Genomic DNA, 26,261 nt, shown 5'->3' with positions numbered 1-26,261 from the left:
CACGCTAGGACGGGGGTCCGACAACTCGCTAAGAAGACGCCGCCGTCCCCGCGAACGTAACGCCAGGGTTGGATTGGGCGCTGAAATCAGCCCTGGCGTTACGCTCGCGCGCGGACCACTCCCCCGCTAATCCGCGCGGGCGTCCGCCGATGGGCCGTGACCGTCGGTGGCGATATCCGGCGCGAACAATTCCGGGCTGATCGCAATGGCGACCGTCTCCGGCTCGGGTCCGTCATCCTCGGCACCCTCGACAGGTGCGGTGGGCTGTCGACGGTCAGCGCGCCAATCCCGCAGCAGCAACAGAATGCCAAGGACGGCCAGCGCGATCACACCAAACGCGACGAACGTGTTGTCGGTCAGGACCGCCACCACCAGTGTGATTAGACCCGCCAGGGCCACCACCACAACAATCCGCACGGACACAGTTCTATCCGCATATCCACTCCCCCGACGGGAATTGCCGCAGTCAGCGAGTCGCCACGGCGGTCACTCGCGCGGCGGTCAGCATCGCGGCCAGCATCGTGACGATTTCTTCGATGCTGTCCTGCCCCCAGGGACCGTCACCGGATTCGACCCGCCGCTCATGGTCGGCCAGCAGGGCGAACATCGTGGTGGCGACGGCGCTGACCCGGCTCTCCCTGGCGCTGCGTTCCTTCAGCGGGACGAGCCTCGCCAGCGCATCCAGGATGCGTGGCCAGGCGGACTCCGCCGGGCTTTGCGGCTCTCTGTTCAGCCGGATCCGCACCACCTCGAGGAACCGGGCGTAGTGGGTTCCTTCACTGTGGAAGAACGGCCCGACCAGGATCCGCAGCACCTCGTGCGCATCGGCCATCTGCTCATCCGACATGCAGTCCAGCAGACTTTGCCGTTCGAGTTCCATCGGCACCAGCCGACGGGCCACCACCGCATCGATGAGGTCCTGGCGGGTGCGGAAGTAGTAGTTGACCGCCGAGTTGTTGCGCTGCCCCGCGGACTTGGCGATCTCGCGCAGCGGCACCTCGAAGCCGTGCTCGGCAATCAGCCGTTCGGCGGCGTCGAGCAACACTTCTCGTGATCGAGCGCCGCGGTCCACGCCGAGCAGTCTAAAGGAATGCTAGGCGCATTTAAGCACTCGTGCTTAAATGACTGCTTGGGTGCCCCTCAGCCAGAGTGAAAAGGATGCGCCACATGACCGAGATTCGAGAGATCGACCCCGGTATCCCGATGACGCGATTTGCGCGTGGTTGGCACTAGCGCGAGGTGGACGAGAACATGCAGAAGCGTTCTGCCGCAGTAACATCCGGCTCGGCCGGATAGAAGGCTGGCGCGGGCTAGATCACGCCGCGGTGCGCGGCTGGCCCAGCGGAAGGTGAATGACGGTTGCCACCTGGGCCGGCAGTGCCTCGCTGCGCACCAGCAGTTCGGCGCTCTCGGGCAATTCACGCGGATTGAGCTGCCCGTCGGCAATGCGCTGTAGAACGTCGTGGGCATGGGCCAGCTGGGTCCGCTTGCGGTACTGACCGCCGGGCAACTTCACCCCGGCCCACACCCCGTACTCTTCGCCGCCCTCCACCGCGGCGCGCGCGCAGGCGCGCTGCTGGGCCAGCGGGCACCGGCGCAGGCAGATCGTCCTGGCGCGGGTGGCGGACTGCTCGTAGACGCGGGCCTTGGCCGCGCCGTCACTGGCGTCGTCGTCGGCGTAGCCGAACCAAAGATCCGGCTCGAGCGAGCATGGGCGGTTGTTCATCGGAGCCTCCTAGGCGAGATTCAATGACGAAAGCGTATATGTCAGGACGACCGACCGCAAGAGGAACGTAGAAGAAAACGTATATAACGATGATGCTGTGTACGATCCGTATATGGCTGGAGGCCGGCGGTGAGCCGAGAGGCGGCAGGCGCGGCGATCCGGACATTGCGTGAGGCTCGGGACTGGTCACTGGCCGATCTGGCCGCGGCCACCGGAGTCAGCATCATGGGCCTGAGCTTTCTCGAGCGGGGCGTCCGTAAACCACACAAAGGCACAGTTCAGAAGATCGAAAACGGGCTAGGCCTGCCGCCGGGGACCTATGCGCGGCTGGTTGTCACCGACGATCCGAGCGCTGAAATCGCCCAAATTCTGGCCGCATCGCCGTCCGATTCGACGCAGCCGCGGGCCACCGGCGGTATCGTCGTCAGCCGCCACAGCGACGCCGATGTCCTCGAAGCGCACGCCGAGGCGCACCTGGATTCGCTCAACTCGTTGATAGCCCGGCTGCCAGCGGAGACATCAAACGAATACGAAACGTATATTCAGTCTGTGATCGAGCAATGCGTGAAGGCGGAACTGCTGGCCGCCAACTCGTGGCGCGTCGCGGTCAACGCCGGCGCCGAATCAGCGGACCGTCTGATGACCCACCTCAAGTCGCTGGAAACGATCCGAACGGGCCTGCTGGCCCGGATGCCGGGCAGCATCAGCGCCCGATTCGACCAGGCATGTGCACGCTCGGAGCTGCCGGAGTCGGTGATCGCGACGCTGCTCGGGGTCGGGGTCGAACAACTGTGGGATATCCGCAACCGCGGTGCCATCCCGCCGGGCGCGCTACCGCGAGTACGAGCATTCGTCGGGGAGCAATCGTGACCGCCCCCGAGCTGGACATCCTCAGCCGCGCACATGGGCTGTTCACCGGTGGGCGTGAAATGCCGCTGCTGGGACCAACTTCCGGGCCGGTGCCGATGCTGACCGACGGGTTACCCACGGCGTACCGCCAGGCCGCCGATCGGCACGGCGAGGAACTCGCCGCGGCCCGTCGCGTCGATACCGAGCTGTCGGCGATCTTGGCCCGCGCGCAGCGCGACCAGCGCGAGGCACACCAGCAGACCCGCGCCGTGCTCGACGCCGCCCGCGCCGATGCCGGATCGACTCCCGACAATCCGGTCGCCCAACGCGAGCTGATGAGGCGCCGGGCCGCCCGGTTGCGCGCTCAGCATGCCCACGTCCTTGCCGCCCGCCGGCGGGCCCGGCGCCGTCTGGCGCTGATGCGGGCGCTGCGGTACCGCCGTCGCCATCGGATGCCGGCGCCGAATTCGCGTGCGGCGCTGGCCGTACGCGCCGCGCTGTCGCGGTTGGGCCGTCCCTACGTATGGGGCGCGACCGGACCGGATCGTTTCGACTGCTCAGGCCTGGTGCAATGGGCGTATGCCCAGGCCGGCCTGCACCTGGATCGCACCACGTACGACCAGATCAACGACGGCCTACCGGTAGCCCGATCCGCGGTCCGGCCCGGTGATCTGGTGTTCCCGCACGCCGGGCATGTCCAGATGGCGATCGGCAACGGGATGGTCGTGGAGGCCCCACATGCCGGGGCCAACGTGCAGATCAGCAGGATGGGCGCCAACGTCGCGATCCGCCGCCCGCTGTAGGTGAGTTGTTCGGCGAAATCGCGCTGAGTACCGTCGACGCATGGCAGAGCACGGCGGAGCATCGGGGGTCGAGGCGGCCCGATCGCTGCTCGCCGCCCGCGACCGCGACCTCGCTGAGGCCGACGCCGAATTGGCCGAGGTCCTCGCCAGCGCCCACGCCGCCGCAACCGAAGCAATCCGCAAGCTCGATGCCGTCAGCGCCGAGATCGAGGCCGCCGTCGCGCAGCGTGCCGTGGCGGCGCCGTCCGAAGGACGTGAGTTCGCCCGGTTCCTGCTCGCCAAGCAGCACGAGATCAGCGATATCCTGACCGGCGCGCGCGCCGATGCCGCAGCTAAAGTGGTTGTGCTACAGCAGCTTCTAGACCGATACCGGGTGTCGTCCACATCGCAGTGACGGGGTGAATTGTCTGACGCCGATTGGCTGGATACAGTCGCCGGCATGAGAGGGCACCGGTGGCAAGCTACCAAGACTTGCTCGACGCCATAGCGCGCGTGGGCGCCGCCACCGGCGACAACCGAGCGTGGCTGACGGGGTTGTCGGATACCGACCTCGCTCTGGTCACCAGCCCGGTGAACGTCGTCTCGCCGAACGCAATCGACAACGTGGTGGCCAAGATTCGCGCCCAGCACCGCCAAGCGTTCGATCCGGCATTGCCCGCAGCGCAGAGCCCAGTGATCGGGGAGGGTCGCGCGGCGGAAGCCATCCGGACCGCTGAAACTTCACTGGCACAGCAGCATTCGGTGAGCGCACAGCTCGACCTCCAGGTCATCACCGCGGTACTCAACGCGCACACCACCCATGCCGTGGGCCGGCAGACCCTCGACGGCCTCCAGGACGATATCGAGACGGCGGTCGCCACCCGCACCGATCTCGACACCCCGGCGGGTGCCCGCGCCTTCCAGCGTTATCTCATCGACAAGGTGCGCGACATCAAGGCGGTGGTGGAAACCGCGGGGCTCGACGACACCTCCAAGGCGTCGCTGGCCGCCGCGCTGGCATCGCTCTACGTGGGTTCAACGCCCGACACCCCCGACGGACCCGCACCGAACCCGAAGCCGACCGCCGAGACTCAGCCGCCGGCCGCCGATATCCCAGCCGTCGGGACCGATCCACTCGACGACGCCCTGCTGCCCGAGGATTTCGCCGCGCTCCCACCGGACCCGGGGGCGGCCGGCCAACCGATGTCCGCGCCGATGATCCCGCCGATGGCCGGTATCCCCGCGTTCGGTGGCGGAAGTGGCAGCCCGGTCGCGGGCCCGGCACCGATGCCGCCGACGCTCGACAACCTGACGTCGCCTCGGTCACCCACCGAGGACAGCCTGCTCGACGACCCGTCGCTCGACGAGCCCGTCGATGACGCCGAAGAAGAGCCGGCAGCGGAGGCGGACGACGAGGCGGCGGGGGAGGAGCCCACCACGCCGGCCTCGGGCGACGCGACCGTCGTGCAGCTGCCCAACGGCGAATCCATCACCGCGCCGAGTCCCCAGCTGGCCGCCGCGATCACCGCCGCCGTCGCGGGCACGCCGATCCCGGAGGCCTTTCACCAGCAGGGCATCACGATCCCGGCGCCCGGCACGGCCGTGCCGCATCCGATCGACCCCGTGCGCGTCATCGCCGGCGATATCGGGATGCTGACCGATCGACATGCGCTGGCGCTGGGCAACGGCAAGGCCGTGTTCAACAACCAGATCCAACCCATTGCCAGCGTCAGCGGGCCGAGCTTCCTAGGGTGGGAGCATCCGCCGGAACCGGGCAGCGCTACCGCGACACCACGCTCTACTCAACAAGCACCGACTCCAACCCGACCGGCGGTAACGGCCGGCCCGCCGATAGGAGAGTGACATGGCCGAGCGCATCCATGTGGTGCCCGACGAACTGCGCAGCGCGGCTCGCGGTCATCAGGACACCGCCGAGCAGCTGAGCACGGCGCCGTCGCGGCACGCGGAGATCCTGGCCAGCCTCGACTCGCTCGGCCCGATCTTCGGGGAGCTGCGGGATGCCGGCCGCGAGCTGCTGGATCAGCGGCGGGCCTGCTACGAGCAGCAGGCGGCCGCGCATGCCGACCTCGCGACCAACCTGCGCCACGCCGCCGACGTGTGGGAGCACCAGGACACCGCGGCGGCCGCGGAGTTCGGCCGCATCACGGAGGACGGTCCGTGACCGCACCGGATCCGGAGTTCGACGCCGTCCATCCGAGCGGGCACGTCCTGTTCCGGTCGTGCCGGGGCGGTTACCTGCACAGCGTGACACTGGCCGAACCGGCCATGGATGTCGACGCGCAGACCTTGGCTGACGCGATCATGCTGACCGCTGAGGTGTCCTACTTGAAGGCGTTGATGCAGGTACGCGCCGAGATCGTGGCCGCGGGCCACACGCCGTCCGATGACATTGCGGGCAACCGCGAGCTCAAGCTCGCCACCGAGGCGCTGGCGCAGCATCGGCTGCGGCCCGCGGATTCCTGACCCGACTACCGATCGGCGTCGGGGGCAATGGCCTCCGGTGGCGCAACAGGATTGGTGCCGAACAGTTCTCGCGCCCGCTGAAGCAGGGCGCGCACCTCGTCGAGTTGCTGCTGCAGCAGCGAGTCACCCATGGCCGGTACGTTATCCGCCCCGCCGGGCGGGCACAATTCACCCAGCCGTGCCGGATGGGCACAATTCAACTTAAGCGCGGGGAATCTCCGCGCTGATGCGGTCGAGCACCTCGGTGTAGCGACCCGCTTCGCGGTGGCTGCCGGGCTTACCGCTGCTGATCAGACCGGCCGACAGCCGCCGCTCCGGATCCGCCCACACCGCGATGTTGGTCAGCCCCGTGTGGCCGAACGCGGCAGGCGCGTTGCGCCCGAACGGCCCAAACCTGGTGGACCCCAGCATGTAACCGGTGCCCCAGCGGATCGGTGCCAGCCCGGTCGCGATGTCCGGCCGCAACCGCCGGGCGGGTGCTACCGCGGCCCGTAGCGTGTCTTCCCGCATGACCCGTATCCCGTCGAGTTCACCCCCGCGGCGCAGTATTTCGGCAAACCGGGACAGTTCGTCGGCGGTCGAGATGGTGCTGGACGACGGGATGACTCCGGTAAGGAAAAGCGGAGTGTTGGAGAACGGGATGATCTGCTGTGGCGTGCCCCCGACGGCGGTGCGGAACGCGGCGGCCAGCGGGGCGGGCAGTGGCTTGCCGGTCACGTGACTGGGGGCGACCAGAGGGACATCCTGTTCGGCGACACCGTAATTCGTCCAGCGAAATCCCAAGGGATCCAGGATCTCGTCGGCCAGGATGTCGCGGATGCTGCGCCCGGTGGCCGCCGAGACGATCTCGCGGACCAACGGGCCCCAGGTCAGACCGTGGTAGATGTGCATCAACCCGGGTCGGTGGATGGGTTTGAGCTCACCCAGCATTTGGCGGGCGTAGTCGCTCTCGTTCATCCGCTTGAGGTTCGGGCGCGGACCCGTCGCGAACGGCACCCCGGCGCTGTGGGTGATCACGTGCCGGATGGTCGTGCGGTGCTTGCCGTGGCTGGTGTAGCTCGGCAGGTAGTCGCAGACCCGGTCATCGAGTGAGAAGTGGCCCTGCTCGACGAGCATGTGCACCACCGTCGTGCTGATCGCCTTTGCCGCGGAGTACACGCAGAACGGCGTCGCGACGGTGACCGGGACTTTCTCGGCGTCGGGCGGGTCGGCGGGCCCGTTGCCCCAGCCGTGACCGATCGCGCGGTTGAGCACGACTTTTCCGTTGTGGCGCAGGCACAACTGGATGGCCGGGTGCATGCCCGCGGCATACCAGTGCCGCACCGACTGCCAGATCCGGTCGGCGGTGGCCGCCGCGAACTCGCTGTGGTCCTCGGCGCCGACAGCGGTGACGGCATCGAGGTCGGTCGGAACGCGGATCCGTCCCTCGCGGGCGGGGGAGTAGCTCACCCGAGCTGCCTGCGCAGCGTCGCGGCCAGATGGTGGGTGAGGGGCAAGCCGACTGCGGCCATCGACAGGCGGTAGGTCAGCTGGTCACTGATGACGTCGATCGAACGGGTCAGGGCGGTAACGCTTTTCGCGGATCCGGTGAGACCGATGGTCGTCGAGGCCACCTCGATGGTCACGACGCCGGCCGTGACGGCCAGCGTGCCCTCGTCGATCTCGGTGACGCCGGTGGGGTGCACCACGACCAGTTCGATCCGACCGGGCGCAGGCAGCCGGAGATAGCCGGTTTCGGCGTGCAGGGGCCGCCCGTCGTCGGTGGCGCGGGTGCGTTGCGAGTAGGTCAGGAAGGGCTTGCCGACATGTCCGAACGTGATCTCCTCGCGGTAACCGAACGAGTCGATGGTCGGGTACTCACCGGCGCCGGCCCCTGCCCAGGTGCCCAGTAGGGGAGCGAGGACCGCGAGGTCGGGATGCAGGTCGGGCACCATCCCAGGGTACGACCCGCTGGGATCAGAGCGGTCCGACGAGCTCGACCCAGTTGCCGTCGGGGTCGGCGACGAACATCCAGCCCATGCCGGGGACCGGGGTGAACTCGGCCAGTTCCTGCGCGATCTCGTATCCGGCGGCCTTCACCTGCTCGGCGGCTTTCGTCGTGCTGGCCACCACCACGGTGTAGTAGCGGATGCCTGCGGCGGCCGGCCCACCACCCGGTGTCGCCGGTGCGGCAGGCGGCTGGTCGAGGGTGATCAGCTTGAGCACGTTGTCACCGAGTGCGTAGCGCTTCATCGTGCCGCCGGGGAAATCGAGGTCGCCGGTGTAGGGCAGGCCAAGGAAGTTCTCGTAGAACTCGACCATGGCGTCGAGATTGGTGGTGACCAAACCGACTTCGATGTTCTTGGCGAGTAGATCGATGGCCATGGTGCTCCTCCGCGCTGAGTTCGGCTGACGTCGGAAGAATAGCCGCGCGAGATTTACATCGGTCCGGCGAGTTCCACCCAGTTGCCGTCGGGGTCGGCGACGAACAGCCAGCCGATGCCGGGAAGAGCGGTGAACGGCGTGAGCGGCTCGACGATCTGGTATCCGGCGGCGGTCACCTGCTCGGCGACCTCGGACACGTTTTTGACCACCAGGGAGAGGTAACGAACGCCGGTCTGAGCGCGCCCGCCGCCGGGCGACACCTCCTCGGGAGGCGGGTCGTCGTAGGTCACCAGTTTGAGGGTGTTGTCCCCGATCAGGTAGCGCTTCATCGTGCCGCCGGGGAACTCGAGGTCGAGCTGGAAAGGCAGGCCGAGGAAGTTCTCGTAGAACTCGACCATCGGATCCAGGTTGGTGGTGACCACACCGATTTCGACACTTTGGGCGAGCAGCTCGATGGCCATGGTGGTCAAGAGTACGACGATCGCTTCACAGCAAACGTTAGGCGGTCTCACCGATGGTGATCAGGTCCCACACGCCTCTGGTCCACAGCGGCCGGTCGACTCGGCGTTGGTCGCTGATCGTGAACCCGGCATCGGTGAACAGGGTGCGCATCTCCTGCGGCGAGGGATTGTGTGCGGCGCTGGACCGCGAGCTGGTCAGCCGCCCGAGCAGGGGTAGTTGGGGCGGGCTGATCGTCGCGACCGCCGCCAGGCCGCCCGGTCGCAGCACCCGGTGGAATTCGCGCATCGCCGCCGGCTGGTCGAAGAAGTGGAACGCCGATGTCGAGACCACGGCATCCAGTGCTCCGTCGTCGAAAGGCAGCTGTTCGGCCGGGCCTTTGCGCCAGTCCACCTGGGGTGAGCGGGCTCGGGCCTGGCGCAGCATGCCGTCGGACATGTCGACGCCGTAGATCTCGTCGGGCTCCAGCTCTTCTGCGATGCGGGCCGCGAGAATGCCTGTGCCACAAGCGATGTCAGCGATCTTGCGGGCGCCGTGTGCACGCAACTCGTCGATCACCTCGTCCTGGGCTGGCCGGTAGACCCACTGCTGGAGGCTTGGGTGGTCGTAGAGCGGCGCGGCGATGGTCCAGAACCGCGTCACAACGTCGTTGAGATTGCGACCGTGTGTCGCCATGGCTGCCCGCTTCCGATTGAACTGACCGACACCGGCCAGTGTAGGAAGCGGCCCTGGGACTACTTGGCAGGAGCGAGCTGCAGGTGGGTGTGCGGGCCGCGGGCCAGTGCGGCGACCGCCGAGACGATATTGCCCGCGGTGCTGAAAAGCTCGTCGGGATCGCAGATGTGCAGCACCCGGCTGACTTCCGGGCCGGGGACCAGCACCCAATCGATTCCGCGCTTTGAGCAGCGCGCATGGATGCTGTGCAGGGTCGCGTAGCCGTCGGTTGCGAAGAAGCTGAGTCGCGACAGATCCAGTACCAGCTGGTCGTAGTCCGGCAGAAGCTTCTCGACGTACTTGAGCAGGTCACCGGAGTTCGACGCGTCGATCTCGCCGACTGCGGCGACGAGAACGGTCGTCGCGCTGAGCTCTCGAGCCCGGAATAACCCGTGATCAGCGCGGTCACGGCCCAGGCGGGTAATACCCAGGGGTGTCGCGGCGGTGGCAACAGACATCACGCCTCCAAATATGTGTGTGTTCCGCAATGCTGCCGGGTTGGCCTGGTGGAAGCTCGTGTCGAGACTTCGCTGCGAGAGCTCTTTGGCCCTCGCGCATTGGCATCTCCGGGCGGCTGTGAACTCAACCTGAGGGAAATGTACTACGGATTTCGTTGCGGAGCTAGAAATTGTTTCTCATGCCAATAGCTGCACTTCAGGTGCGATTCACGTGTCCCGGAAATGGGACGCGATCATGCAGATTTGGCAAATATTTACGCAAATAACAATTGATTCCGTAGGTTAACTATCGGTCGACATTAATGACAGTTTTGGAATTGTGTCTACCAACGCAGGTGGCGAGGATTACCCTGGCTGTCGGCGCACCGTCGAGGAGGCATAGATGTACGACCTGACGATCACTGGTGGCACTGTCGTAGACGGCACCGGCGACAAGCCTTTCCGGGCCGATATCGGCATCAAGGACGGCCGGGTCGTCGAAGTCCGCCGGCGCGACGGCGACGACAGCGGCTTGCAGGGCGAGACCGCCGAGCGCATCGATGCCACCGGCAAGTTCGTCACGCCCGGTTTCGTCGACATCCACACCCACTACGACGGCCAGATCAGCTGGGACGGTCTGCTCGAACCCAGCAGCCAGCACGGCGTCACCACCGTGGTCAGCGGCAACTGCGGGGTGGGTTTCGCCCCGGTGCGGCCCGGCCGCGAGCAGTGGCTCATCGAGCTGATGGAGGGTGTCGAGGACATCCCCGGCACGGCATTGACCGAAGGCATCAAGTGGGGCTGGGAGAGCTTCCCGGAGTACCTCGACGTCGTCGAAAAGCAGTCGCTTGCAGTCGATTTCGGGACCCAGGTCCCTCACGGCGCCGTCCGCGGCTACGCGATGGGGGACCGCGGTGCCCGCAACGAAGCGGCGACCGAAGACGACATCGCCGTGATGGCGCGCATCGTCCAGGAGGCCATCGAGGGCGGCGCACTGGGCTTTTCCACCTCCCGGACCGAAGCCCACCGCGCCATCGACGGTGAACCGGTGCCCGGCACGTACGCCGCCGAGGACGAACTGTTCGCGCTCGGACGGGCGATGGCCCGCGGCGGGCAGGCCGTCTTCGAAGTGGCCCCCGCCGGCACCGCGGGCGAGAACCTCGACGGCCCGATGCGAGAGCTGGACTGGATGGTCCGGCTGGCGGCCGAGATCGACCGGCCGCTGTCCTTCGCGATGGTGCAGACACAGTCCGCGCCCGACCTGTGGAAAAAGCAGCTCGACATCGCCGGTCGAGCCCTCGACGACGGAATCCGTGTGCACCCCCAGTTCGCCGCCCGCCCCTTCGGCATGTTGTTCGGGTTCGCCGGGTATCACGCCTTCACTCACCGGCCCACGTTCCGGAAGTTGAAAGCCGAGCTGAGCCCGCAGGAGTTGGGTGTGCGTCTCGCCGATCCTGCGGTGCGGGCCGCGATCCTGGCCGACACCGATCTGCCACCGCAACCGCTTCCGCTGTTTGACGCGCTGTACGCGATGATCCAGCACGCCCCCGACAGCATCTACGCCATCGGCGACCCCCCGGATTACGAGCCGACGCCGGATCAGACCGTCGGCGCGATCGCCCGGTCTCGCGGCGAGGACCCGTTGGCCACGATGTACGACCTCATGCTGGAGTCCAACGGCACAGCGATGCTGATGATGCCGTTCTTCAACTACGTCGAGGGCAACCACGACGCCATCCACGAGATGATGTCGCACCGCGCCGGGGTGTCCGGGCTGTCCGACGGCGGCGCGCACTGCGGCCTGATCTGCGACGCGTCGTATCCGACGTTCATGCTGACCCACTGGGCGCGTGACCGCAGCCGCGGCCCGCGCTTCCCGCTGGAATACGTGGTGCGCAAGCAGACCCTCGACACCGCCACCCTGTTCGGCCTCACCGACAGGGGAGTGCTGAAAGCCGGCAAGAAGGCCGACGTCAACGTCATCGACATGGATGCGCTGTCGCTGGGCGTGCCGTTGATGGCCTACGACCTGCCGGCCGGCGGCAAGCGGCTGATCCAGGGCGCCAGCGGCTACGACGCCACCGTCGTCAGCGGTGTCGTGACCCGCCGCAACGGCGCGGACACCGGAGCCCGGCCGGGCAAAGTACTGCGCGGCGTGCGCTGAGTGCTGTGCCGCTTGCGCGGCACAGTATCTTCGGTGGCAAGACCATGAGCATCCCCTACACACCGCAAACTCCGGCAGGCACACCGACCTGCTACCGCCATCCCGACCGCCCGACCTACGTGTCGTGCGCGCGCTGTCAGCGACCCGTCTGCCCCGAGTGCATGCGCGACGCCGCCGTCGGCCACCAGTGCCCCGACTGCGTGGCCCAGGCCGCGCAGAGTGTGCGCCCGATTCGCACCGGCGCCGGTGGCATCCGGCGCTCCGGGCAGCCGCTCGTCACCTACGCGCTGATCGCGATCAACGTGCTGATGTTCGTGCTGCAGATGACCTCGAAAAACCTTGAGCGCGAACTCGTGCTGTGGGCCCCCGGGGTGGCCGGCGGCGAGCACTACCGGTTGATCACCTCGGGGTTCATGCACTACGGCGTGCTGCATCTGCTGTTCAACATGTGGGCGCTGTATGTCATCGGCCCGCCGCTGGAGGCCTGGCTGGGCCGGTTGCGGTTCGGCACGCTCTACGGGCTCAGCTTGCTGGGTGGGTCGGTTCTGGTCTATCTGCTGGCCCCGATCGGCGCCGCAACGGCGGGCGCCTCGGGTGCGATCTTCGGTTTGTTCGGGGCCACGTTCGTCCTCGCCAAGCGGCTCAATATGGACATGAAGTGGTTGATCGCGATCATCGTGGCCAACCTGGTGCTGACGTTCACCGTGCCGACGATCAGCTGGCAGGGCCATGTCGGCGGGCTGATCACCGGGGCGCTGATCGCCGCGCTCTTCGTCTACACACCCCGTGAACGCCACCGCAATCTGGTGCAGGGCGGGGCATGCGCGGCCGTACTGGTGGTGTTCGCCGCGCTGATCTACTGGCGCACAGCCGAGTTGATCGACCAGTACGGGTCGCTCATCACTGGCTAGAGCCGGGTCAGCCAGAACGGGTAGGTGAACGTGCCGCCCGGCGCGCCGTCGCAACCGGCGTCGAACGACGACTGCAATATCCCGGACAACGTCGTCGCATTCCACGTATAGACGTCGTGGGTGGGGATCGTCGGTCCGTAATAGATGTCGCCGCAGCGCACTCCGTCCGGGACGTCGACGGTCATCGTGTACTGCCCGTTAGCCAGCGTCGCGATGCCGTACCAGGCGTAGGCCTTGGCGATCGGTGCAGGGTTGGCCGAGACGCGGACGCAGGTCGGCGAGAACACAATCTGCTGCGGGCAGGGGTTGGCCGCCCACACCCAGGTATGGAAGTCGCGCCGGTCCGGGATGATGAAGTTGTAGTTGCCCGGCCACAGTTCCGCGGATGCCGGCGGGGCCAACGTCACCGCCGCCGCCGTGAGCGCAACGCCTATCGCCAACATCCGCATGGGCGGGCTCCCTTCTTAGGTGGTCCGACCATGAAATCTAAGCGGTCTGGTCACCTGAATCGAGCGGAATCTGCAATGTCACTCCGGTGACCAGGAGCACGTCGAGGGTTCGCGGGCCGTGCACGCCCTCGACACGGCTGAGCTCGATGTCACTGGTCGCACTCGGTCCGGAGATGAACGTCAGCGGGTGGCGCGGGTCGAGGGCGGCGAACGCCTGGGGCACGGTGTCGACGATCTGGTCGGTGAAGACCACGCAGATGTGGTGGTCGGGGACCAGGGTCAGCGCGCGCCGGCCCTGCGTCGGCCCTGCGTCGAGGACGATCGTTCCGGTGGCCGCGATGCCCAGCGCACACCCGGTGACGACCGCACCGACACGGTCGAGTTCGGTTACCGCTAAAGGGTTTTCGGGATCGTCGACGACTGCGTGGATTCCCTCAACCCACTCGGCGGGCAGCCCGGACGGGATCGCCACCGGGGTGTCGGGACCCGTCAGTGCGGCGATGGTGGCGGCGATCGCGGCGGCGTCGACACGCAGCACCTGCGCGCGGTATTCGGCCACCATTTCGGCGAAACGGTCGGGGTCACCGGGCCCGTGTGCGGGTTGTCGCTCGTAGTCGCGAGGCACCTGCACGGGTTCGGGCGGGGCGGCGGCCAGCGCGCCGCGGATCCGCTCGAGGACGATGCGGCGAGTCTCAGTCATCGGGACGCCTCGCCGCGGGTGCGCGCCCACCATTGCCGAAAGGTCTCCGCGGGCGGCGCGGGGACGTCGCGGCTGGTGGTCCAGCGGGATGCGGGCCAGGGCAGTGCGGTGATCCGGTGGTCGGCGCCGGCCACCAGCCGCCCGGCGGCCAGCAGCTTCTCGGCGGCGGCGAACCTCGTCGGGGACGCCATCGCCCACGCGGCGGCCCGCATCGCCAGATCCTGTCCGGACCTCGGCAGCCGGTGGCCGTCGACCTGGGCGGCACGGAGGTGCACCAGGATCGCCGGGATGTCGATCCGCACCGGGCAGGCGTCGAAGCACGCGCCGCACAGTGACGAGGCGTACGGCAGCGAGGCATTGGGGTCGTCGTGCCCGTGCGTCCCGGTCAGCTGCGGGCTCAGGATCGCACCGATCGGGCCCGGATAGACCGAGCCGTAGGCGTGCCCGCCGGTGCGTTCGTAGACCGGGCAGACGTTGAGGCAGGCGCTGCAGCGGATGCAGTGCAGGGCGGCGCGGCCGACCGGATCGCCGAGCACGGCGGTGCGGCCGTTGTCCAGCAGCACCAGATGGAATTCTTGCGGGCCGTCGCCGGGGTGCACGCCGGTCCACATCGAGGTGTAGGGGTTCATCCGTTCGGCGGTCGACGAGCGCGGCAGCAGCTGCATGAACACCTCGAGATCGGTGAACCGCGGCACCACCTTCTCGATGCCCATCACCGTGATCAGGGTCTGCGGCAGGGTCAGGCACATCCGGCCGTTGCCCTCGGATTCGACGACGGCCAGGGTGCCGGTCTCGGCGACACCGAAGTTCGCCCCGCTGACAGCGACCTTGGCGGAGAGGAACTTTCGCCGCAGGTGTGCTCGGGCCGCCATCGCGAGCACCCGCGGTTCGTCGGTCAACTCACCGGCATCCGGCATCTCCCTGGCGAAGATCTCGCGGATCTCGGCGCGGTTGCGATGGATCGCCGGAACCAGAATGTGACTGGGTTTATCGTGGCCGAGTTGGACGATCAGTTCGGCCAGGTCGGTCTCGATCGCCGCGATGCCCTCGGCCTCCAGGTGCTCGTTGAGACCGATCTCCTGCGTCGCCATCGACTTGACCTTGACGACCTCGTCGGCACCGGCGTCCCGGATCAACCCGGTCACGATCTGGTTGGCTTCGGTAGCGTCGCGGGCCCAGTGCACCACCCCGCCGCGGGCCACCACATTGGCTTCCAGTTCCTCGAGCAGCTCGGGCAGCCGGGCCATGACGTCGGCTTTGAGCGCACTGCCCGCCGCACGCAGCTCTTCCCAGTCCGCGCATTCAGCCACTGCCGCAAGGCGTTTGGTGCGGATGGTGTGGGTGGCGTGCCCGACGTTGCGACGCATCTGGGTGTTGGCCAGCTCGCGTCGTGCCGCCTCCGGAAACGGTTGCGTCCCACGCAGATTGCCGGTGCCGGGTACGCCGAGGAACGTGGCCATCAGCGCGCCTCGGTCGCGGCGAGGATCTCGGCGAGATGCACGGTGCGTACCGCCGAACGCAGGCGGCTCAGTCCGCCGCCGATGTGCATCAGGCACGAACTGTCACCGGCGGTGCATACTTCGGCGCTCGACGCGATGACCGCCGACATCTTGTCGGCCAACATCGCCGTCGAGGTGTCGGCGTTCTTGATCGCGAAGGTACCGCCGAACCCGCAGCAGGTTTCCGCCTCGACCAGCTCCACCAACGTCAGCCCACGCACCTGGCGCAGGAGCTGTAGGGGCTTGTCGCCGACGCGGAGCAGCCGCAGCGAATGGCAGGTGGGGTGATAGGTGACCCGGTGCGGGTAGTAGGCGCCCACGTCGGTCACGCCGAGGACGTCAACCAACAGTTCGGACAGCTCGTAGGTGCGTGCCGCGAGCGTCTCGGCGCGCTGCGCCAGCGCATCGTCACCGGCGCGGCGGGCCACCATCGCATGCTGGTGTCGAACCGAGCCGACACACGAACCTGACGGCGCCACCACCGCGTCGCAATCCTCGCGTTCGAACACCTCGACGTGGTGGCGCACCAGAGCGGTGGCCTGCCCGAGATAGCCGGTGTTGATGTGCATCTGGCCGCAGCAGGTCTGCCCGTTCGGGAAGACCACCTCATGCCCCAACCGCTCGAGCAATTCGACAGTCGCGATAGCGGCCGCAGGGAACATCGCGTCGGCCAGACACGTCGCGAACAGGGCTATGCGCATCTCGTCCACCGTACGTCGGCACCGGGTTCTGACAGCTACCATTGGCGACCACGTCGCCGGGGATCGACGCCGGGCGGACCGATCAAGAGGACTGACCTGTGAGCACAGATGCTGCGGTTCCGGTGCATTCGGTCGCGAACAAGGCCCGCACGGGGGTGATCGTCGGTGCGCTCGGAGTGGTGTTCGGCGACATCGGTACCAGCCCGATCTACACCATTCAGACACTGTTCAACCCCGGCGATCCGCATCCCGTGCCGATCAGCACCGCCAACGTCTACGGGGTGGTGTCGCTGATCTTCTGGTCGGTGATGATCATCGTCACCCTGACCTACGTGACGCTGGTGATGCGCGCCGACAACGAGGGTGAGGGCGGCGTCATGGCTCTCATCACCTTGGTGCGCAGGCTGGGAAGCCGGTCCAGTCCGCGTGTCATCAGCGCCCTGTCCGCGCTCGGAATCCTCGGTGCGGCACTATTTTTCGGCGACAGCATGATCACACCGGCAATCTCGGTGCTCTCCGCCGTTGAAGGCCTGAAGCTCGTCGATCCGTCGCTGTCGGACTGGGTGGTGCCGATCACCGCCGTCATCATCGTCGGGCTGTTCGCCGTGCAAAAACGTGGCACCGCCGCGGTGGGCCGGTACTTCGGCCCGGTGATGATCGTGTGGTTCATCGTGATCGCGGCGTGCGGGCTGCGCGGGATCGCCGGTCACCCGCAGATTTTGAAGGCGCTGTCCCCGACGTACGCGCTCGAATTCATCTTCGGCCACTTCCACATCGCGTTCTTCGCGCTCGCTGCCGTCGTCCTGTCGGTGACCGGTGCCGAAGCGCTCTACGCCGACATGGGGCACTTCGGCCGCAAGGCGATCACCTGGGGCTGGCTCGGCCTGGTGCTGCCCGCATTGGTCCTCAACTACCTCGGTCAGGGCGCGCTGCTGCTGGGCGACCAGACCGTGGTCAATGCGCCGTTCTTTCTGCTGGTGCCCAGCGGCTGGGAGCTGCCGATGGCGATCCTGGCCACCGCCGCCACGGTGATCGCCTCCCAGGCAGTGATCACCGGGGCGTACTCGGTGGCCTCGCAGGCGGCCCAGCTGGGATACCTGCCGCGGCTGCGGATCGCGCACACCTCGGCATCGTCGATCGGCCAGATCTACGTTCCCTGGATCAACGGCATGCTGATGGTGGCGGTGCTGATCCTGGTGTTCGCCTTCCGCAGCTCGGCGGCGCTGGGTTACGCCTACGGGATGGCGGTCACCGGAACCATCACCATCACCACTCTGCTGTTCCTCTATGTCGCGCACACCCGCTGGCGGTGGCCGTTGTGGATGGTGATCGTCGGGGGTGGCGCCCTGCTGACCGTGGATCTGATGTTCCTGGCCGCCAACCTGACCAAGCTCGTCCATGGGGCGTGGTTGCCGCTGCTGATCGCGCTGGTGACCTTCACCGTGCTGATCACCTGGCAGCGGGGCAGCAAGGTCGTCGCCGCAGCCCGGGAAAAGGCCGAGGGTCCGCTGCAGCCGTTCATCGACGAGATCAACACCCACAAGCCGCCCTATCCGCGGGTCCCCGGCACTGCGGTGTTCCTCAACCGCGAGGACGAGACCGCACCGCTGTCGATGCGGGCCAACGTCGACTACAACCACGTCCTACATGAGCGGGTCATCATCCTGTCGATCGTGGTGCCGCCGGTACCCCGAGTGCCCGACGACGAGCGCATCACCGTCGACGACCTCGGCGACCCCGACGACGGGATCTGGTACGTGAAGGCCCAATTCGGCTACATGGAACGGGTGGACGTCCCCACCGCGTTGCGGATGGTGGACCCGGCGCTGATCGGCGGCCCGATCGACTGCACGCGCGTGTCGTACTTCCTGTCCAAGATCGAGCCGGTCCTGGGGGACCAGCCGACGATGGCGCCCTGGCGCAAGCGGCTCTTCATCGCGACGTCGTTCCTGGCCGCGGACTCGGTGAGCTATTTCGGGCTGCCCGGTGATCAGACGGTGCTGATCGGATCACGAATCGAGGTTTGAGCACCCGCTGGCGAGCTACGGTTGGCCCATGACCGACACCACCACGGTTGCGATCGTCGGCGGCGGCCCCGCCGGCATGGTCCTCGGATTGCTGTTGGCCAGGGCAGGCATCAAGGTCACGGTGCTCGAAAAGCATGCCGACTTCCTGCGTGACTTCCGCGGTGACACAGTGCATCCCACGACACTGCGGTTGCTCGACGAGCTGGGTCTTGGCGCGCGATTCGCCGCGCTGCCGCAAAGCAAGGTCGACCACGCTGAACTGACCGTCGACGGCAAATCGCTGACCATGGTGGACTTCCGCCGGCTGCGCCAACCGCATCCGTACGTCGCGATGGTGCCGCAGTGGGATCTGCTGAATCTGCTCGCCGAGGCCGGCCAGGCCGAACCGACCTACACCCTGCGGATGTGCCACGAGGTGACCGGGCTGCTGCGCAGCGGCGGGCGGACGGCCGGCGTCACCTACACCTCGCCGGACGGGGATGGTGAGTTGCGCGCCGACCTGACGGTGGGCTGCGATGGCCGGTGGTCGATCGTGCGGCGGAGTGCGGGTCTGACCGGGCGGGAGTATCCGGCCCCGTTCGACGTGTGGTGGTTCCGGCTACCGCGGGAGGCCGGCGCGGAATACACCCTGATTCCGCGGATCGCGCCGGGCCGGTTGTTGATCATGATTCCGCGAGAGGGCTATTTCCAGATCGCCTACCTGATCCCGAAGGGCATTGACGGGCAGTTGCGGGCGCGCGGCCTGGATGTGCTCAAAGCCGAACTCGCCGAACTGATTCCGGAAGCCGATATCGACAGCCTGACCTCACTGGACGACGTGAAGTTCCTCGATGTGCAGATGAGCATGCTCAAGCGTTGGCACACCGACGGACTGCTGTGCATCGGCGACGCCGCGCACGCCATGTCACCGGTCGGCGGGGTGGGGATCAACGTGGCCGTACAGGATGCGGTCGGTGCGGCGACGCTGTTGGCAGACCCGCTGCGCCGCGGCGTCGTCACCGACCGGGAACTTGCGGCGGTGCGCAGGCGCCGGCTCCCGCCGGCCGCGATCACCCAGGCGGTGCAGCGGGTGTTGCATCGCCAACTGGTAGCGCCGATCCTGCGCGGGGAAGTGGGCAATCCGCCTGCGGCGGCGGTGGCATTGATCCAGAGGCTGCCGTGGCTGTCGGTGATCCCGGCCTACCTCGTCGGGGTCGGCGTGCGGCCCGAACACGCGCCGGACTTCGCCCGGCGGTAACACAAGCTTCGCCTGAATGGGACGCCACCCTTTTCGGCAGCCTTCGAGTACGGTCAGCGACCCATGGGGCACAACGTATTCCGCCGATCCGTCAACGCTGGGGTAGCACTCGCCGGGGCCGCTGTGCTCGGGTGGGCGCCGGCGCCGGCCCTGATCGATAACCAGATCGCGCTCGCCGCGCCGCGGATCGTCACCGCGGACGTCCTGCCCACCGCCAACTATGTTGAGACGTTGGCCGTGGCCGCGGTGGACACCCTGCGGGCCAGCGCTCACGCGCTGAGCACCGAGGTCCCCGAGCTGTGGAAGACGGTGCAGGACGACTGGATCGACGAGCGGCTGACCGGGCGCAACTACGGGCGGGTCGCCGAATTGCTCCTGCTGCCGGTAGTGCCGTTCGTGTCCGGGCCGTTCACCCATGCGCTGGCCGACGTGTTGACCGCTCAGTTCCCGGCGTACTCCGACGAGATCGGGCAGCTCGTCGAGGCCGCCCAGTACGCCGCCATCAGGGTCGTAGGACCGCTGCTGAGTGCGTTCGCCGGGGCTGGGGAGGCGCATGCCGGGATTTTCCGCCCGATGACCACCTGGGATATCCCCGGTTTTGTCGCGGCGGTGCTGAAGGCACCCGTCTACGTCATCGACGGGCTCTTGAACGGTGGGTACGGCGACCTCGGCCCCTTGCTGGGCGAGGGATTCGACGGCAAAGGCGCAGTGATCGCGCCACCGGGACTGTTCACCCCGTGGGGTGCCAAGGTGACGCCACGCAACATCGACGGCCCGTTGCCAACGGCGGAAAGCGGGGACAAGTCCGCAGCAGAGGTGCAGCCCAAGGCGAAGACCGCGAACCGCGCTACTGCTCAAGCAGACGCCGGCGGGCGTAAGCCGCAGGGCGCCAAGCGGTCAGCGAGCTCGGCGGCCAAGGCGGGCACGTCCAACACGAGCAGCGACCGCAAGGCCGGTAGCGCGCGTAGCGCCCGGCGCTAGGTAAGACGGTCTTCCAGCAATTCGACCGCACCGAGGTCCTCAATCGCCGTCGTGGTCAAAACCATTGCCGCATGGCCGATCTCGATCGGCTGCCACTGCGAGCCCATCGCCGCGGTCGACACCGCGGCGATCCAGGAATACACCGAGAACAAGCGGAACTGGTCGGCGGCGGTGCGCTCATCGAGCACAACACCGCACACCCCCAGCGCGGATCGGTAGCGCGCGAGCAGGTCGTCCTGTTCGGCTCGGCGGACCTCGGTCGGCAGCGAATTGCACAGGAAGTACGCGACATCACGCATACCAGGACCGCGGCCGACCACAGCCCAGTCGTAGAAGCCGGTGTGGCCGTCGTCGACGAACAGGTTGCCGCTGTGGGTGTCGCCGTGGATCAGCGTCAGCTCACCCTCGCCGAATAGCCCGACGATGTCGCCCGAGCGCTCGATGTACAGCTGCGCCAACCGGCGGAACGCCGGCCCCATCTCGTCGCCGAACTGGTCGAGCGCCAGCCGGATGAAGTGCGTGCGCCGGGCCGCCGTCTTGGGATCGTCCGGCTTGCGTCGCATGCCTTCCGGTGTTGCCAGCCAGGGGATTTCGCGACCGCGATACGTTGCGTGCAAAAGAGCCAGCTCGGTCATCGCCGAGCGGGCGACGTCGAGGATGCCGTCGTCGCCCGGACTGGGGAACCGGCATCCGGACGCGACCAGGTCCTCGAGCACCATGACGAACGAGCCGTCGGCCGCGTCGTACGCGGAGTGCCAGACCCGCGGAATCCGCACCGGCAGTTCGCTTCCGAGGTTGGCGTACAGGCGTGCCTCGGCAATACCCAGGCCGACTTGGCGCAGGAACGTCCGTTGCTCGGGAGTGAAGGGCTGGAGTTTGACGAACAGCGTCTGCGGCAACGCCGCGCTCTGCACACGCACCCGGGCACGGCCGGTGGTGCCCGAATGGGCATCGAGCACCTCCACCGCGGTCACCGATTCGCCCAGGGCCTGACTGAACCAGGACGGTGTCAGGTCGTCGACCCCGGCGGGGATGTTCAGGGCGTCTGTGCTCATCGGGAGAAAGTTAGCGCATCGGACACAAATCGGACAATCGCCGACTATTGTCCGATCTGTGGCACGAGCGCGCGGAGCAGATACTGCTCGACGAATCGGCGTTTGGCGTCTGGCGACCGGTGCCGCCAGGCTGGGGCGACCAGGAACAACGACGTCGTGTGCAGCCAGCGCGCGGTCTCGCGCGGATCGAGGTCGTCGTGCAGTTGCCCGTCGGCCTGCCACCGCTCGAACAGCGGACCGTAGTGCCGCAGGATCACATCCACGATCTGCTCCGAGCCGATCTCGAGCGCGGTCGTCAGTGCCGTGCTCTCCCCGGACATCAGCGCTTCGTTCAGGGGATCGCCGATCACTGATTGCACGGGCGCCAGCACCAGTTCCTGAATCGAAGCCACGGCTTCTTCGGGATGGCGCAGCCCTCCCACATGGTCAGCCAATGCGTTGTCGATCCGCAGCAGCAGCAGTGCCAGCAGAAGATCGTCGCGCGACGCGAAGTAGCGGTACACCGTGGAGCGGACAACGGCGGCCTCTTCAGCAACCTCGGCCATCCGGATCTGGGTGTTGCCACGGCGCACGATGCAGCGGCTCGCCGACTCGAGCAAGCGCTGCCGTGCCTCACCATCGTCGAGCAGCGCCCGGTCACCGCCCCAACGACGACTCATTGTGCCCATCCGGCAGATCGTACGGCCCGGCGCAAGGAAGGTAAATCAGTGGCAATCAAGGACATCGGCCCGCTGTTGGGCGCCGACGAAGGACTCAATCACCAGATCGTGGACACCTTCGCCACGCTGTCGCAGGCCGACCTGGCGTGGACCGAGAAGATCTGGGCGTCGATCGCGCGCACCGACGGCTCGCTGCAACTGGACTTCGGGCTCGGTAAGTATCAGAACCGCGGGATCATCGACGGCTTTGCCGGCATCTCCCGCGGTCGGGAGCAATGGACGGTCCGGGGCAGCCGCGAATTACGTTCGGCTCCTGAGGCTCTCAGCGTCGGGCCGATTCACCTCGAGATCGTCGAGCCGTTGCGTCAGATGCGCTTCCGCCTCGAGCCCAACGACGTGCAACCGATCTCCTTCGACGTGGTGCTCTCCGGCGTGACGCCACCGTTTTTCGAGGAGCGCAACCTGGTGCGCAACCGGAACACCGGGCGCGTCGACGTCGACGTCATCCGCTACCACCAGGGTGGGTGGGCCACCGGCACCGTGACCATCGATGGCGTGACCCACGACATCAGACCCGACGAGTGGTTCGGCATGCGGGATCACTCATGGGGAGTGCGGCAGGCGATCGGGTCACCACCGGACGACCTGATCCCGGCGCCCAAGGCACCGGCCGGCATGCGTGGCGGGATGAAATGGTCGCCGGCATTCTTCCAACGCCCGGACGGAACCTATTACGAGACGGCCATTTTCATCGTCGAAGGGCCGTGGGAGTACAGCTCGGCCTACCTCAACGACGCCGACGGAACCCAGGCGCGAGTGCGGCGGGTGACGCCGAACATCAAATACGACAACACGACTCGGTTCGTCAAGGGCGGCGAACTGCGCATGCTCCTGGAGTCCGGCGAGGAGCGCATCATCGAGGTCGAGGCGCTCGGTGAGTCGGGCTTCTTCCTCAAGACCGGGGGATACGGACCGTGGAAGGACCACAAGCACGGCTCGTGGAAGGGGCCGCTGCACCTCGACGGGGAATACATCGCCGACTGCTGGTCCGACGAGAATCTGCGTGTCCTAGGCCAATTCCGCGACACCCCGATCCGGGTTCGCGACGGTGACGCCATCGGCTACGGAATCATGGAAAGCCTGATCGGCGGGGTATGGCCCGAGCTGGGCCTGACCGCCGAATCCGATCACAAGGTCTCCTACAACTGATGACGACCGCCATCCCCGACCTCGCCGAGCGGCTCACGTCGTGGCTGCGAACGCAGATTCCCGACGCCAACGACATCGGCATCGAAGGACTCGACCGGGTCGACTTCGGGCACTCGGCCGAGATGCTGACATTCACGATCGTGACTCAGGAGCGCACCGACGTGGTGCTCCGGCTGCGTCCTCGCCCGCCGGCGCTGCTGGAACCGTACGACCTGCCGCGGCAGTTCAGCATTCTGTCCGCACTGCGCGACACCGTGGTCCGCGCCCCAAAGGTGTTGTGGCTCGAAGAGTCCGGTGAGGTGCTCGGGCGCCCGTTCCTCGTCATGCAGCGGGTACCTGGCGACGTCTACGAGATGCACGCACCCGACGGCCCCGACGTGACCGAGGCCGCGATCCGGCGGATGTGCGAAGGCATGGCCGAGCAGCTCGCCGCCGTGCACAGCGTCGACCTGACGGCGGCCGGACTTGACTGGCTCGGCGACGGGCGCGATCACCTCGATCGGGAGATCGCGCACTGGGCCGACGAGATGCACCGGGTTCAGCAGGGTCCGCTGCCCGCGCTGGAACGGCTGCTCTCGGAGTTGCGGGGGAGCACGCCCGAGCAGTACGCAGGCGTGACTCTGGTGCACGGGGACGCGAAGCCCGGCAACTTCGCCTTCGTGGGCGCCGAGGTCAGTGCGGTGTTCGACTGGGAGCTGACCGGCGTGGGCGACCCGCTGACCGATCTCGGCTGGATGGAACTGCTGTGGATGCAGCCGGTCGGGATCACCAGTCATCCCGCCGCGCCGAGCATCGACGAGTTCCTCGCGCACTACCAGGCGGCCAGCGGGATCACCCCGGCCAATCGGCCGTGGTACCGGGCGCTGAATGCCTTCAAGATGGCGGTGATCTGCCTGATCGGATCGATGCTGTACGACAGCGGAGCCAGCGACGACGAGCGGTTCGTACTGAACGCGCACGGCATCTCGCTGCTCACCCAGCTCGGCCTGGCTGAGCTGGGAGTCACCGACAAGCTGGATGACGGCCCCGTTCTACCGTCCCGAGCGATTTCGGCGCGTTAACCGCCGCTGAGCGAACGAAATCGCGCCGAAATCGCTACTAGCCACCGAGCATGATCAGCCCGCCGTCGACGGCGAGCAGCTGACCGGTGATGAAATGTGAACCCTCACCGGCCAGGAAGACCAGCACCGGGCCGAGGTCGCGGTCGGGATCGCCGAGCGCCCCGCCCAGCGGGATGCTGGCCTTGATCTGCTGATCGATGAACGGGGCCGCATCGGGTCCGAGGAAGTCGCGCAACCGGTCGGCGCCCCGGGTCTGCATCGCGGGCGCCAGCGCATTGACCGTCACATTGTCGGACGCCCACGCCGTGGCCGCCGAGCGGGTCCAGGCCTGCACCGCGCCCTTGGTCGCGGCATACACCGCGGAGATCGGGCTGCCCATCACCGCCTCGGCCGAACCGAAATTGATGATGCGCCCACCGGACTTGCGCATCGCCGCGTGCGCGGCCTGGTTGGTCAGGATCGTCGTCTTCACGTTCGTGGCGAGCAGGAAGTCGATATCGTCGGCCGTGATGCTGCCCGGAATGCCCTGCTGCCAGAGCCCTGCCGCGTTGACCAGGACATCCAGCCCGCCCATCGTCGCCACCGCGGCGTCGATCATCGCGTCGACCGAGTTGGCGTCCCTGGCATCGCAGTGCAGCCAGGTGGCCTGTGCCTCATCGCTCGGCTCGGTCCGATGATAGGTAGCCACGACGTGCGCGCCGGCGGCCGATAGTGCGCGCACCGCTGCGGCGCCAAGACCGCTGGCCGCACCGGTGACCACCGCGCGGCGTCCTTGCAGGGGCTGGCTCATGACGGTCACGCTAGGGTGCGCGACCTGGGGTGTCAACCGTCGAATATTCGAAAAGCATTGTGCGCGAGACAGGCTCAGACCTGCGTGAGCACCTCGCCGGCGAGCAGCTCAAGCGTCGCATCCGATGCCCGGTCGTGGGTGAACAACACCACCTGGCCAAAGCCCATCTCGCGCAGCTGACCGAGCCGGTCGACGATGGCGTGCGGTGTACCGATCAGCCCACCGTCATGCAGCCCGAATCCTGGTCCACCAAAACGCTTTTCGGCAAGTCGCGTGACGTCCGCCAGGGCGGCGTCATCCGGGGCGATGGCCAGCACGGCCTCCACCGACATCACGATGGTCGCCGGATCACGTCCGATGTCCTCGCACAGCGCACGCAGCACGGCCAGCTTGTGTTCCATCTCGCCCAGCGCGTAGGTGGGCACATTCCAGACGTCGGCGTAACGGGCCACCAAGGGCAGGGTGTACTTCTCCCCGGAGCCGCCGACCACGATCGGCGGCCGGGGCGACTGGGCCGGCCCGGGTTTGATCGGCATGTCGCGAACCGTGTAATGCGTTCCGGTGAAATCGATCCGCTGCTCGGCGAACGCCTGGGTGAGGATCTCCAGCGTTTCCCGCAGACGCCCGGACCGCTCCGCGAACGAGCCCCAGTCCAGCCCGAGCCGGTGGTGTTCATCCTCGATCGAGCCGCTGCCGATACCCAGCTCCAGCCGGCCGCCGGAAATCTGGTCCAGTGTGGTAGCCATCTTGGCCAGCACGGCCGGGTGACGAAATTGGTTGCACAGCACCATGTGTCCGACGCGCAGCCGGTCAGTTCGGCTGAGCAGCGCGGTGGCCAGCGTCCACGCTTCCAGCGAATCGATGTCGGGGACACCGGGGCCGTACATGTGGTCGTAGAGCCACAACGACCCGATGCCGAGCTCCTCGCAGCGGTGCGCGCGGTGCAGCACTTCGGCGAAGGTGAAGCCCATCTGCGGGACGTAGATCCCGATGTCCAGCGGAA

Annotated in this window: 31 protein-coding genes; 13 read left to right on the top strand and 18 right to left on the bottom strand. The window is 67.3% G+C overall.

The window, feature by feature from the left end; genetic code table 11:
* Window positions 1-126 precede the first annotated feature (126 nt).
* The 3 genes from SLQ31_RS00385 to SLQ31_RS00375 form a co-directional block, all read right to left on the bottom strand.
* On the bottom strand, window positions 127-423 hold the full coding sequence (locus tag SLQ31_RS00385; RefSeq protein ID WP_319428639.1) for a hypothetical protein: 297 nt from the start codon (window positions 421-423) through the stop codon (window positions 127-129).
* 43 nt (window positions 424-466) lie between these two features.
* Window positions 467-1,072, bottom strand: a complete 606-nt coding sequence (locus SLQ31_RS00380) for a helix-turn-helix domain-containing protein (protein WP_319428637.1) — start codon at window positions 1,070-1,072, stop codon at window positions 467-469.
* Between the two features lie 243 nt (window positions 1,073-1,315).
* The gene (locus tag SLQ31_RS00375) at window positions 1,316-1,726 is read right to left on the bottom strand and encodes a WhiB family transcriptional regulator (RefSeq protein WP_319428635.1); all 411 of its coding nucleotides are present in this window, start codon (window positions 1,724-1,726) and stop codon (window positions 1,316-1,318) included.
* 129 nt (window positions 1,727-1,855) lie between these two features.
* Between SLQ31_RS00375 and SLQ31_RS00370 the strand changes: the two genes are divergently transcribed.
* Genes SLQ31_RS00370 through SLQ31_RS00345 form a run of 6 tightly spaced genes read left to right on the top strand, consistent with a single transcriptional unit; the run spans window position 1,856 to window position 5,841 of the window.
* The gene (locus SLQ31_RS00370) at window positions 1,856-2,596 is read left to right on the top strand and encodes a helix-turn-helix transcriptional regulator (protein ID WP_319428633.1); all 741 of its coding nucleotides are present in this window, start codon (window positions 1,856-1,858) and stop codon (window positions 2,594-2,596) included.
* A complete protein-coding gene (locus SLQ31_RS00365) occupies window positions 2,593-3,378 on the top strand; it encodes an NlpC/P60 family protein (RefSeq protein ID WP_319428631.1) in 786 nt (261 codons plus the stop codon). The genes SLQ31_RS00370 and SLQ31_RS00365 overlap by 4 nt, the downstream gene beginning before the upstream one ends.
* A gap of 40 nt (window positions 3,379-3,418) precedes the next feature.
* Window positions 3,419-3,772 (top strand): DUF4226 domain-containing protein, encoded by a 354-nt coding sequence (locus tag SLQ31_RS00360; protein WP_319428629.1) that lies wholly within the window; start codon window positions 3,419-3,421, stop codon window positions 3,770-3,772.
* Between the two features lie 59 nt (window positions 3,773-3,831).
* Window positions 3,832-5,220, top strand: a complete 1,389-nt coding sequence (locus SLQ31_RS00355) for a DUF4226 domain-containing protein (RefSeq protein ID WP_319428627.1) — start codon at window positions 3,832-3,834, stop codon at window positions 5,218-5,220.
* A 1-nt stretch (window position 5,221) separates the two neighbouring features.
* Window positions 5,222-5,539 (top strand): ESX-1 secretion-associated protein, encoded by a 318-nt coding sequence (locus SLQ31_RS00350; protein WP_319428625.1) that lies wholly within the window; start codon window positions 5,222-5,224, stop codon window positions 5,537-5,539.
* The gene (locus SLQ31_RS00345) at window positions 5,536-5,841 is read left to right on the top strand and encodes a DUF2694 family protein (RefSeq protein ID WP_319428623.1); all 306 of its coding nucleotides are present in this window, start codon (window positions 5,536-5,538) and stop codon (window positions 5,839-5,841) included. Before SLQ31_RS00350 ends, SLQ31_RS00345 begins: the two co-directional genes overlap by 4 nt.
* Window positions 5,842-5,846: 5 nt before the next feature.
* On the opposite strand, the gene SLQ31_RS00340 is transcribed toward SLQ31_RS00345, so the two are convergent.
* The 7 genes from SLQ31_RS00340 to SLQ31_RS00310 form a co-directional block, all read right to left on the bottom strand.
* Window positions 5,847-5,972 carry a hypothetical protein gene (locus SLQ31_RS00340; RefSeq protein ID WP_319428622.1) on the bottom strand — a complete coding sequence of 42 codons (126 nt, stop codon included), beginning with the start codon at window positions 5,970-5,972 and terminating at the stop codon, window positions 5,847-5,849.
* A gap of 70 nt (window positions 5,973-6,042) precedes the next feature.
* Complete coding sequence (gene lipE, locus SLQ31_RS00335; RefSeq protein WP_319428621.1) at window positions 6,043-7,290, bottom strand: lipase LipE; 1,248 nt, start codon at window positions 7,288-7,290, stop codon at window positions 6,043-6,045.
* Entirely contained in the window at window positions 7,287-7,775 is a 489-nt protein-coding gene (locus SLQ31_RS00330) for a peroxynitrite isomerase (protein WP_413641488.1), read from the bottom strand. Before SLQ31_RS00330 ends, lipE begins: the two co-directional genes overlap by 4 nt.
* Before the next feature lie 22 nt (window positions 7,776-7,797).
* On the bottom strand, window positions 7,798-8,205 hold the full coding sequence (locus tag SLQ31_RS00325; protein WP_319428619.1) for a VOC family protein: 408 nt from the start codon (window positions 8,203-8,205) through the stop codon (window positions 7,798-7,800).
* A 53-nt stretch (window positions 8,206-8,258) separates the two neighbouring features.
* A complete protein-coding gene (locus SLQ31_RS00320; RefSeq protein WP_319428618.1) occupies window positions 8,259-8,666 on the bottom strand; it encodes a VOC family protein in 408 nt (135 codons plus the stop codon).
* Window positions 8,667-8,703: 37 nt separating this feature from the next.
* Entirely contained in the window at window positions 8,704-9,339 is a 636-nt protein-coding gene (locus tag SLQ31_RS00315) for a class I SAM-dependent methyltransferase (protein ID WP_319428617.1), read from the bottom strand.
* Window positions 9,340-9,398: 59 nt separating this feature from the next.
* Window positions 9,399-9,836, bottom strand: a complete 438-nt coding sequence (locus SLQ31_RS00310) for an STAS domain-containing protein (RefSeq protein WP_319428616.1) — start codon at window positions 9,834-9,836, stop codon at window positions 9,399-9,401.
* A gap of 382 nt (window positions 9,837-10,218) precedes the next feature.
* On the opposite strand from SLQ31_RS00310, the gene SLQ31_RS00305 reads away from it, so the two are divergent.
* Together SLQ31_RS00305 and SLQ31_RS00300 are read left to right on the top strand one after the other, a co-directional pair.
* Window positions 10,219-11,979 (top strand): N-acyl-D-amino-acid deacylase family protein, encoded by a 1,761-nt coding sequence (locus tag SLQ31_RS00305; RefSeq protein WP_319428615.1) that lies wholly within the window; start codon window positions 10,219-10,221, stop codon window positions 11,977-11,979.
* A 44-nt stretch (window positions 11,980-12,023) separates the two neighbouring features.
* Window positions 12,024-12,890: a rhomboid family intramembrane serine protease gene (locus SLQ31_RS00300; RefSeq protein ID WP_319428614.1), complete on the top strand. Its 867-nt coding sequence runs from the start codon at window positions 12,024-12,026 to the stop codon at window positions 12,888-12,890.
* Here the strand turns inward: SLQ31_RS00300 and SLQ31_RS00295 are convergent.
* From SLQ31_RS00295 to SLQ31_RS00280, 4 genes are read right to left on the bottom strand one after another with little or no spacing between them, the layout of a single operon-like run.
* Window positions 12,887-13,339 carry a hypothetical protein gene (locus SLQ31_RS00295; protein ID WP_319428613.1) on the bottom strand — a complete coding sequence of 151 codons (453 nt, stop codon included), beginning with the start codon at window positions 13,337-13,339 and terminating at the stop codon, window positions 12,887-12,889. The genes SLQ31_RS00300 and SLQ31_RS00295 overlap by 4 nt on opposite strands.
* A 37-nt stretch (window positions 13,340-13,376) precedes the next feature.
* Entirely contained in the window at window positions 13,377-14,039 is a 663-nt protein-coding gene (locus SLQ31_RS00290; RefSeq protein ID WP_319428612.1) for a LutC/YkgG family protein, read from the bottom strand.
* Window positions 14,036-15,499: a lactate utilization protein B gene (locus SLQ31_RS00285; RefSeq protein ID WP_319428611.1), complete on the bottom strand. Its 1,464-nt coding sequence runs from the start codon at window positions 15,497-15,499 to the stop codon at window positions 14,036-14,038. The genes SLQ31_RS00290 and SLQ31_RS00285 overlap by 4 nt, the downstream gene beginning before the upstream one ends.
* A complete protein-coding gene (locus SLQ31_RS00280; protein ID WP_319428610.1) occupies window positions 15,499-16,239 on the bottom strand; it encodes a (Fe-S)-binding protein in 741 nt (246 codons plus the stop codon). The genes SLQ31_RS00285 and SLQ31_RS00280 overlap by 1 nt, the downstream gene beginning before the upstream one ends.
* Before the next feature lie 98 nt (window positions 16,240-16,337).
* Here SLQ31_RS00280 and SLQ31_RS00275 point away from each other — a divergent pair, with 98 nt between their 5' ends.
* From SLQ31_RS00275 to SLQ31_RS00265, 3 genes are all read left to right on the top strand, one after another.
* Entirely contained in the window at window positions 16,338-18,266 is a 1,929-nt protein-coding gene (locus SLQ31_RS00275) for a potassium transporter Kup (RefSeq protein WP_319428609.1), read from the top strand.
* A 28-nt stretch (window positions 18,267-18,294) separates the two neighbouring features.
* Window positions 18,295-19,503 carry an FAD-dependent oxidoreductase gene (locus tag SLQ31_RS00270; RefSeq protein ID WP_319428608.1) on the top strand — a complete coding sequence of 403 codons (1,209 nt, stop codon included), beginning with the start codon at window positions 18,295-18,297 and terminating at the stop codon, window positions 19,501-19,503.
* Between the two features lie 63 nt (window positions 19,504-19,566).
* Complete coding sequence (locus SLQ31_RS00265) at window positions 19,567-20,484, top strand: hypothetical protein (protein ID WP_319428607.1); 918 nt, start codon at window positions 19,567-19,569, stop codon at window positions 20,482-20,484.
* On the opposite strand, the gene SLQ31_RS00260 is transcribed toward SLQ31_RS00265, so the two are convergent.
* On the bottom strand, window positions 20,481-21,539 hold the full coding sequence (locus SLQ31_RS00260) for a phosphotransferase (protein WP_319428606.1): 1,059 nt from the start codon (window positions 21,537-21,539) through the stop codon (window positions 20,481-20,483). The genes SLQ31_RS00265 and SLQ31_RS00260 overlap by 4 nt on opposite strands.
* Before the next feature lie 44 nt (window positions 21,540-21,583).
* The gene (locus SLQ31_RS00255) at window positions 21,584-22,207 is read right to left on the bottom strand and encodes a TetR/AcrR family transcriptional regulator (protein ID WP_319428605.1); all 624 of its coding nucleotides are present in this window, start codon (window positions 22,205-22,207) and stop codon (window positions 21,584-21,586) included.
* A gap of 39 nt (window positions 22,208-22,246) precedes the next feature.
* Between SLQ31_RS00255 and SLQ31_RS00250 the strand changes: the two genes are divergently transcribed.
* Window positions 22,247-23,407, top strand: coding sequence for a hypothetical protein (locus SLQ31_RS00250; protein ID WP_319428604.1), 1,161 nt, complete (start codon window positions 22,247-22,249; stop codon window positions 23,405-23,407).
* Entirely contained in the window at window positions 23,407-24,468 is a 1,062-nt protein-coding gene (locus tag SLQ31_RS00245; protein ID WP_319428603.1) for a phosphotransferase family protein, read from the top strand. The genes SLQ31_RS00250 and SLQ31_RS00245 overlap by 1 nt, the downstream gene beginning before the upstream one ends.
* A 37-nt stretch (window positions 24,469-24,505) precedes the next feature.
* On the opposite strand, the gene SLQ31_RS00240 is transcribed toward SLQ31_RS00245, so the two are convergent.
* Together SLQ31_RS00240 and SLQ31_RS00235 are read right to left on the bottom strand one after the other, a co-directional pair.
* The gene (locus SLQ31_RS00240) at window positions 24,506-25,258 is read right to left on the bottom strand and encodes an SDR family oxidoreductase (RefSeq protein ID WP_319428601.1); all 753 of its coding nucleotides are present in this window, start codon (window positions 25,256-25,258) and stop codon (window positions 24,506-24,508) included.
* 74 nt (window positions 25,259-25,332) lie between these two features.
* A complete protein-coding gene (locus SLQ31_RS00235) occupies window positions 25,333-26,229 on the bottom strand; it encodes an LLM class flavin-dependent oxidoreductase (protein WP_413641844.1) in 897 nt (298 codons plus the stop codon).
* Window positions 26,230-26,261: the final 32 nt, after the last annotated feature.

Source organism: Mycobacterium sp. RTGN5 (genome assembly GCF_033804465.1).
Lineage (GTDB): Bacteria > Actinomycetota > Actinomycetes > Mycobacteriales > Mycobacteriaceae > Mycobacterium.
The sequence above is the reverse complement of the archived record's forward strand: the minus strand, read 5'-3'. Positions and strand labels throughout refer to the sequence as shown.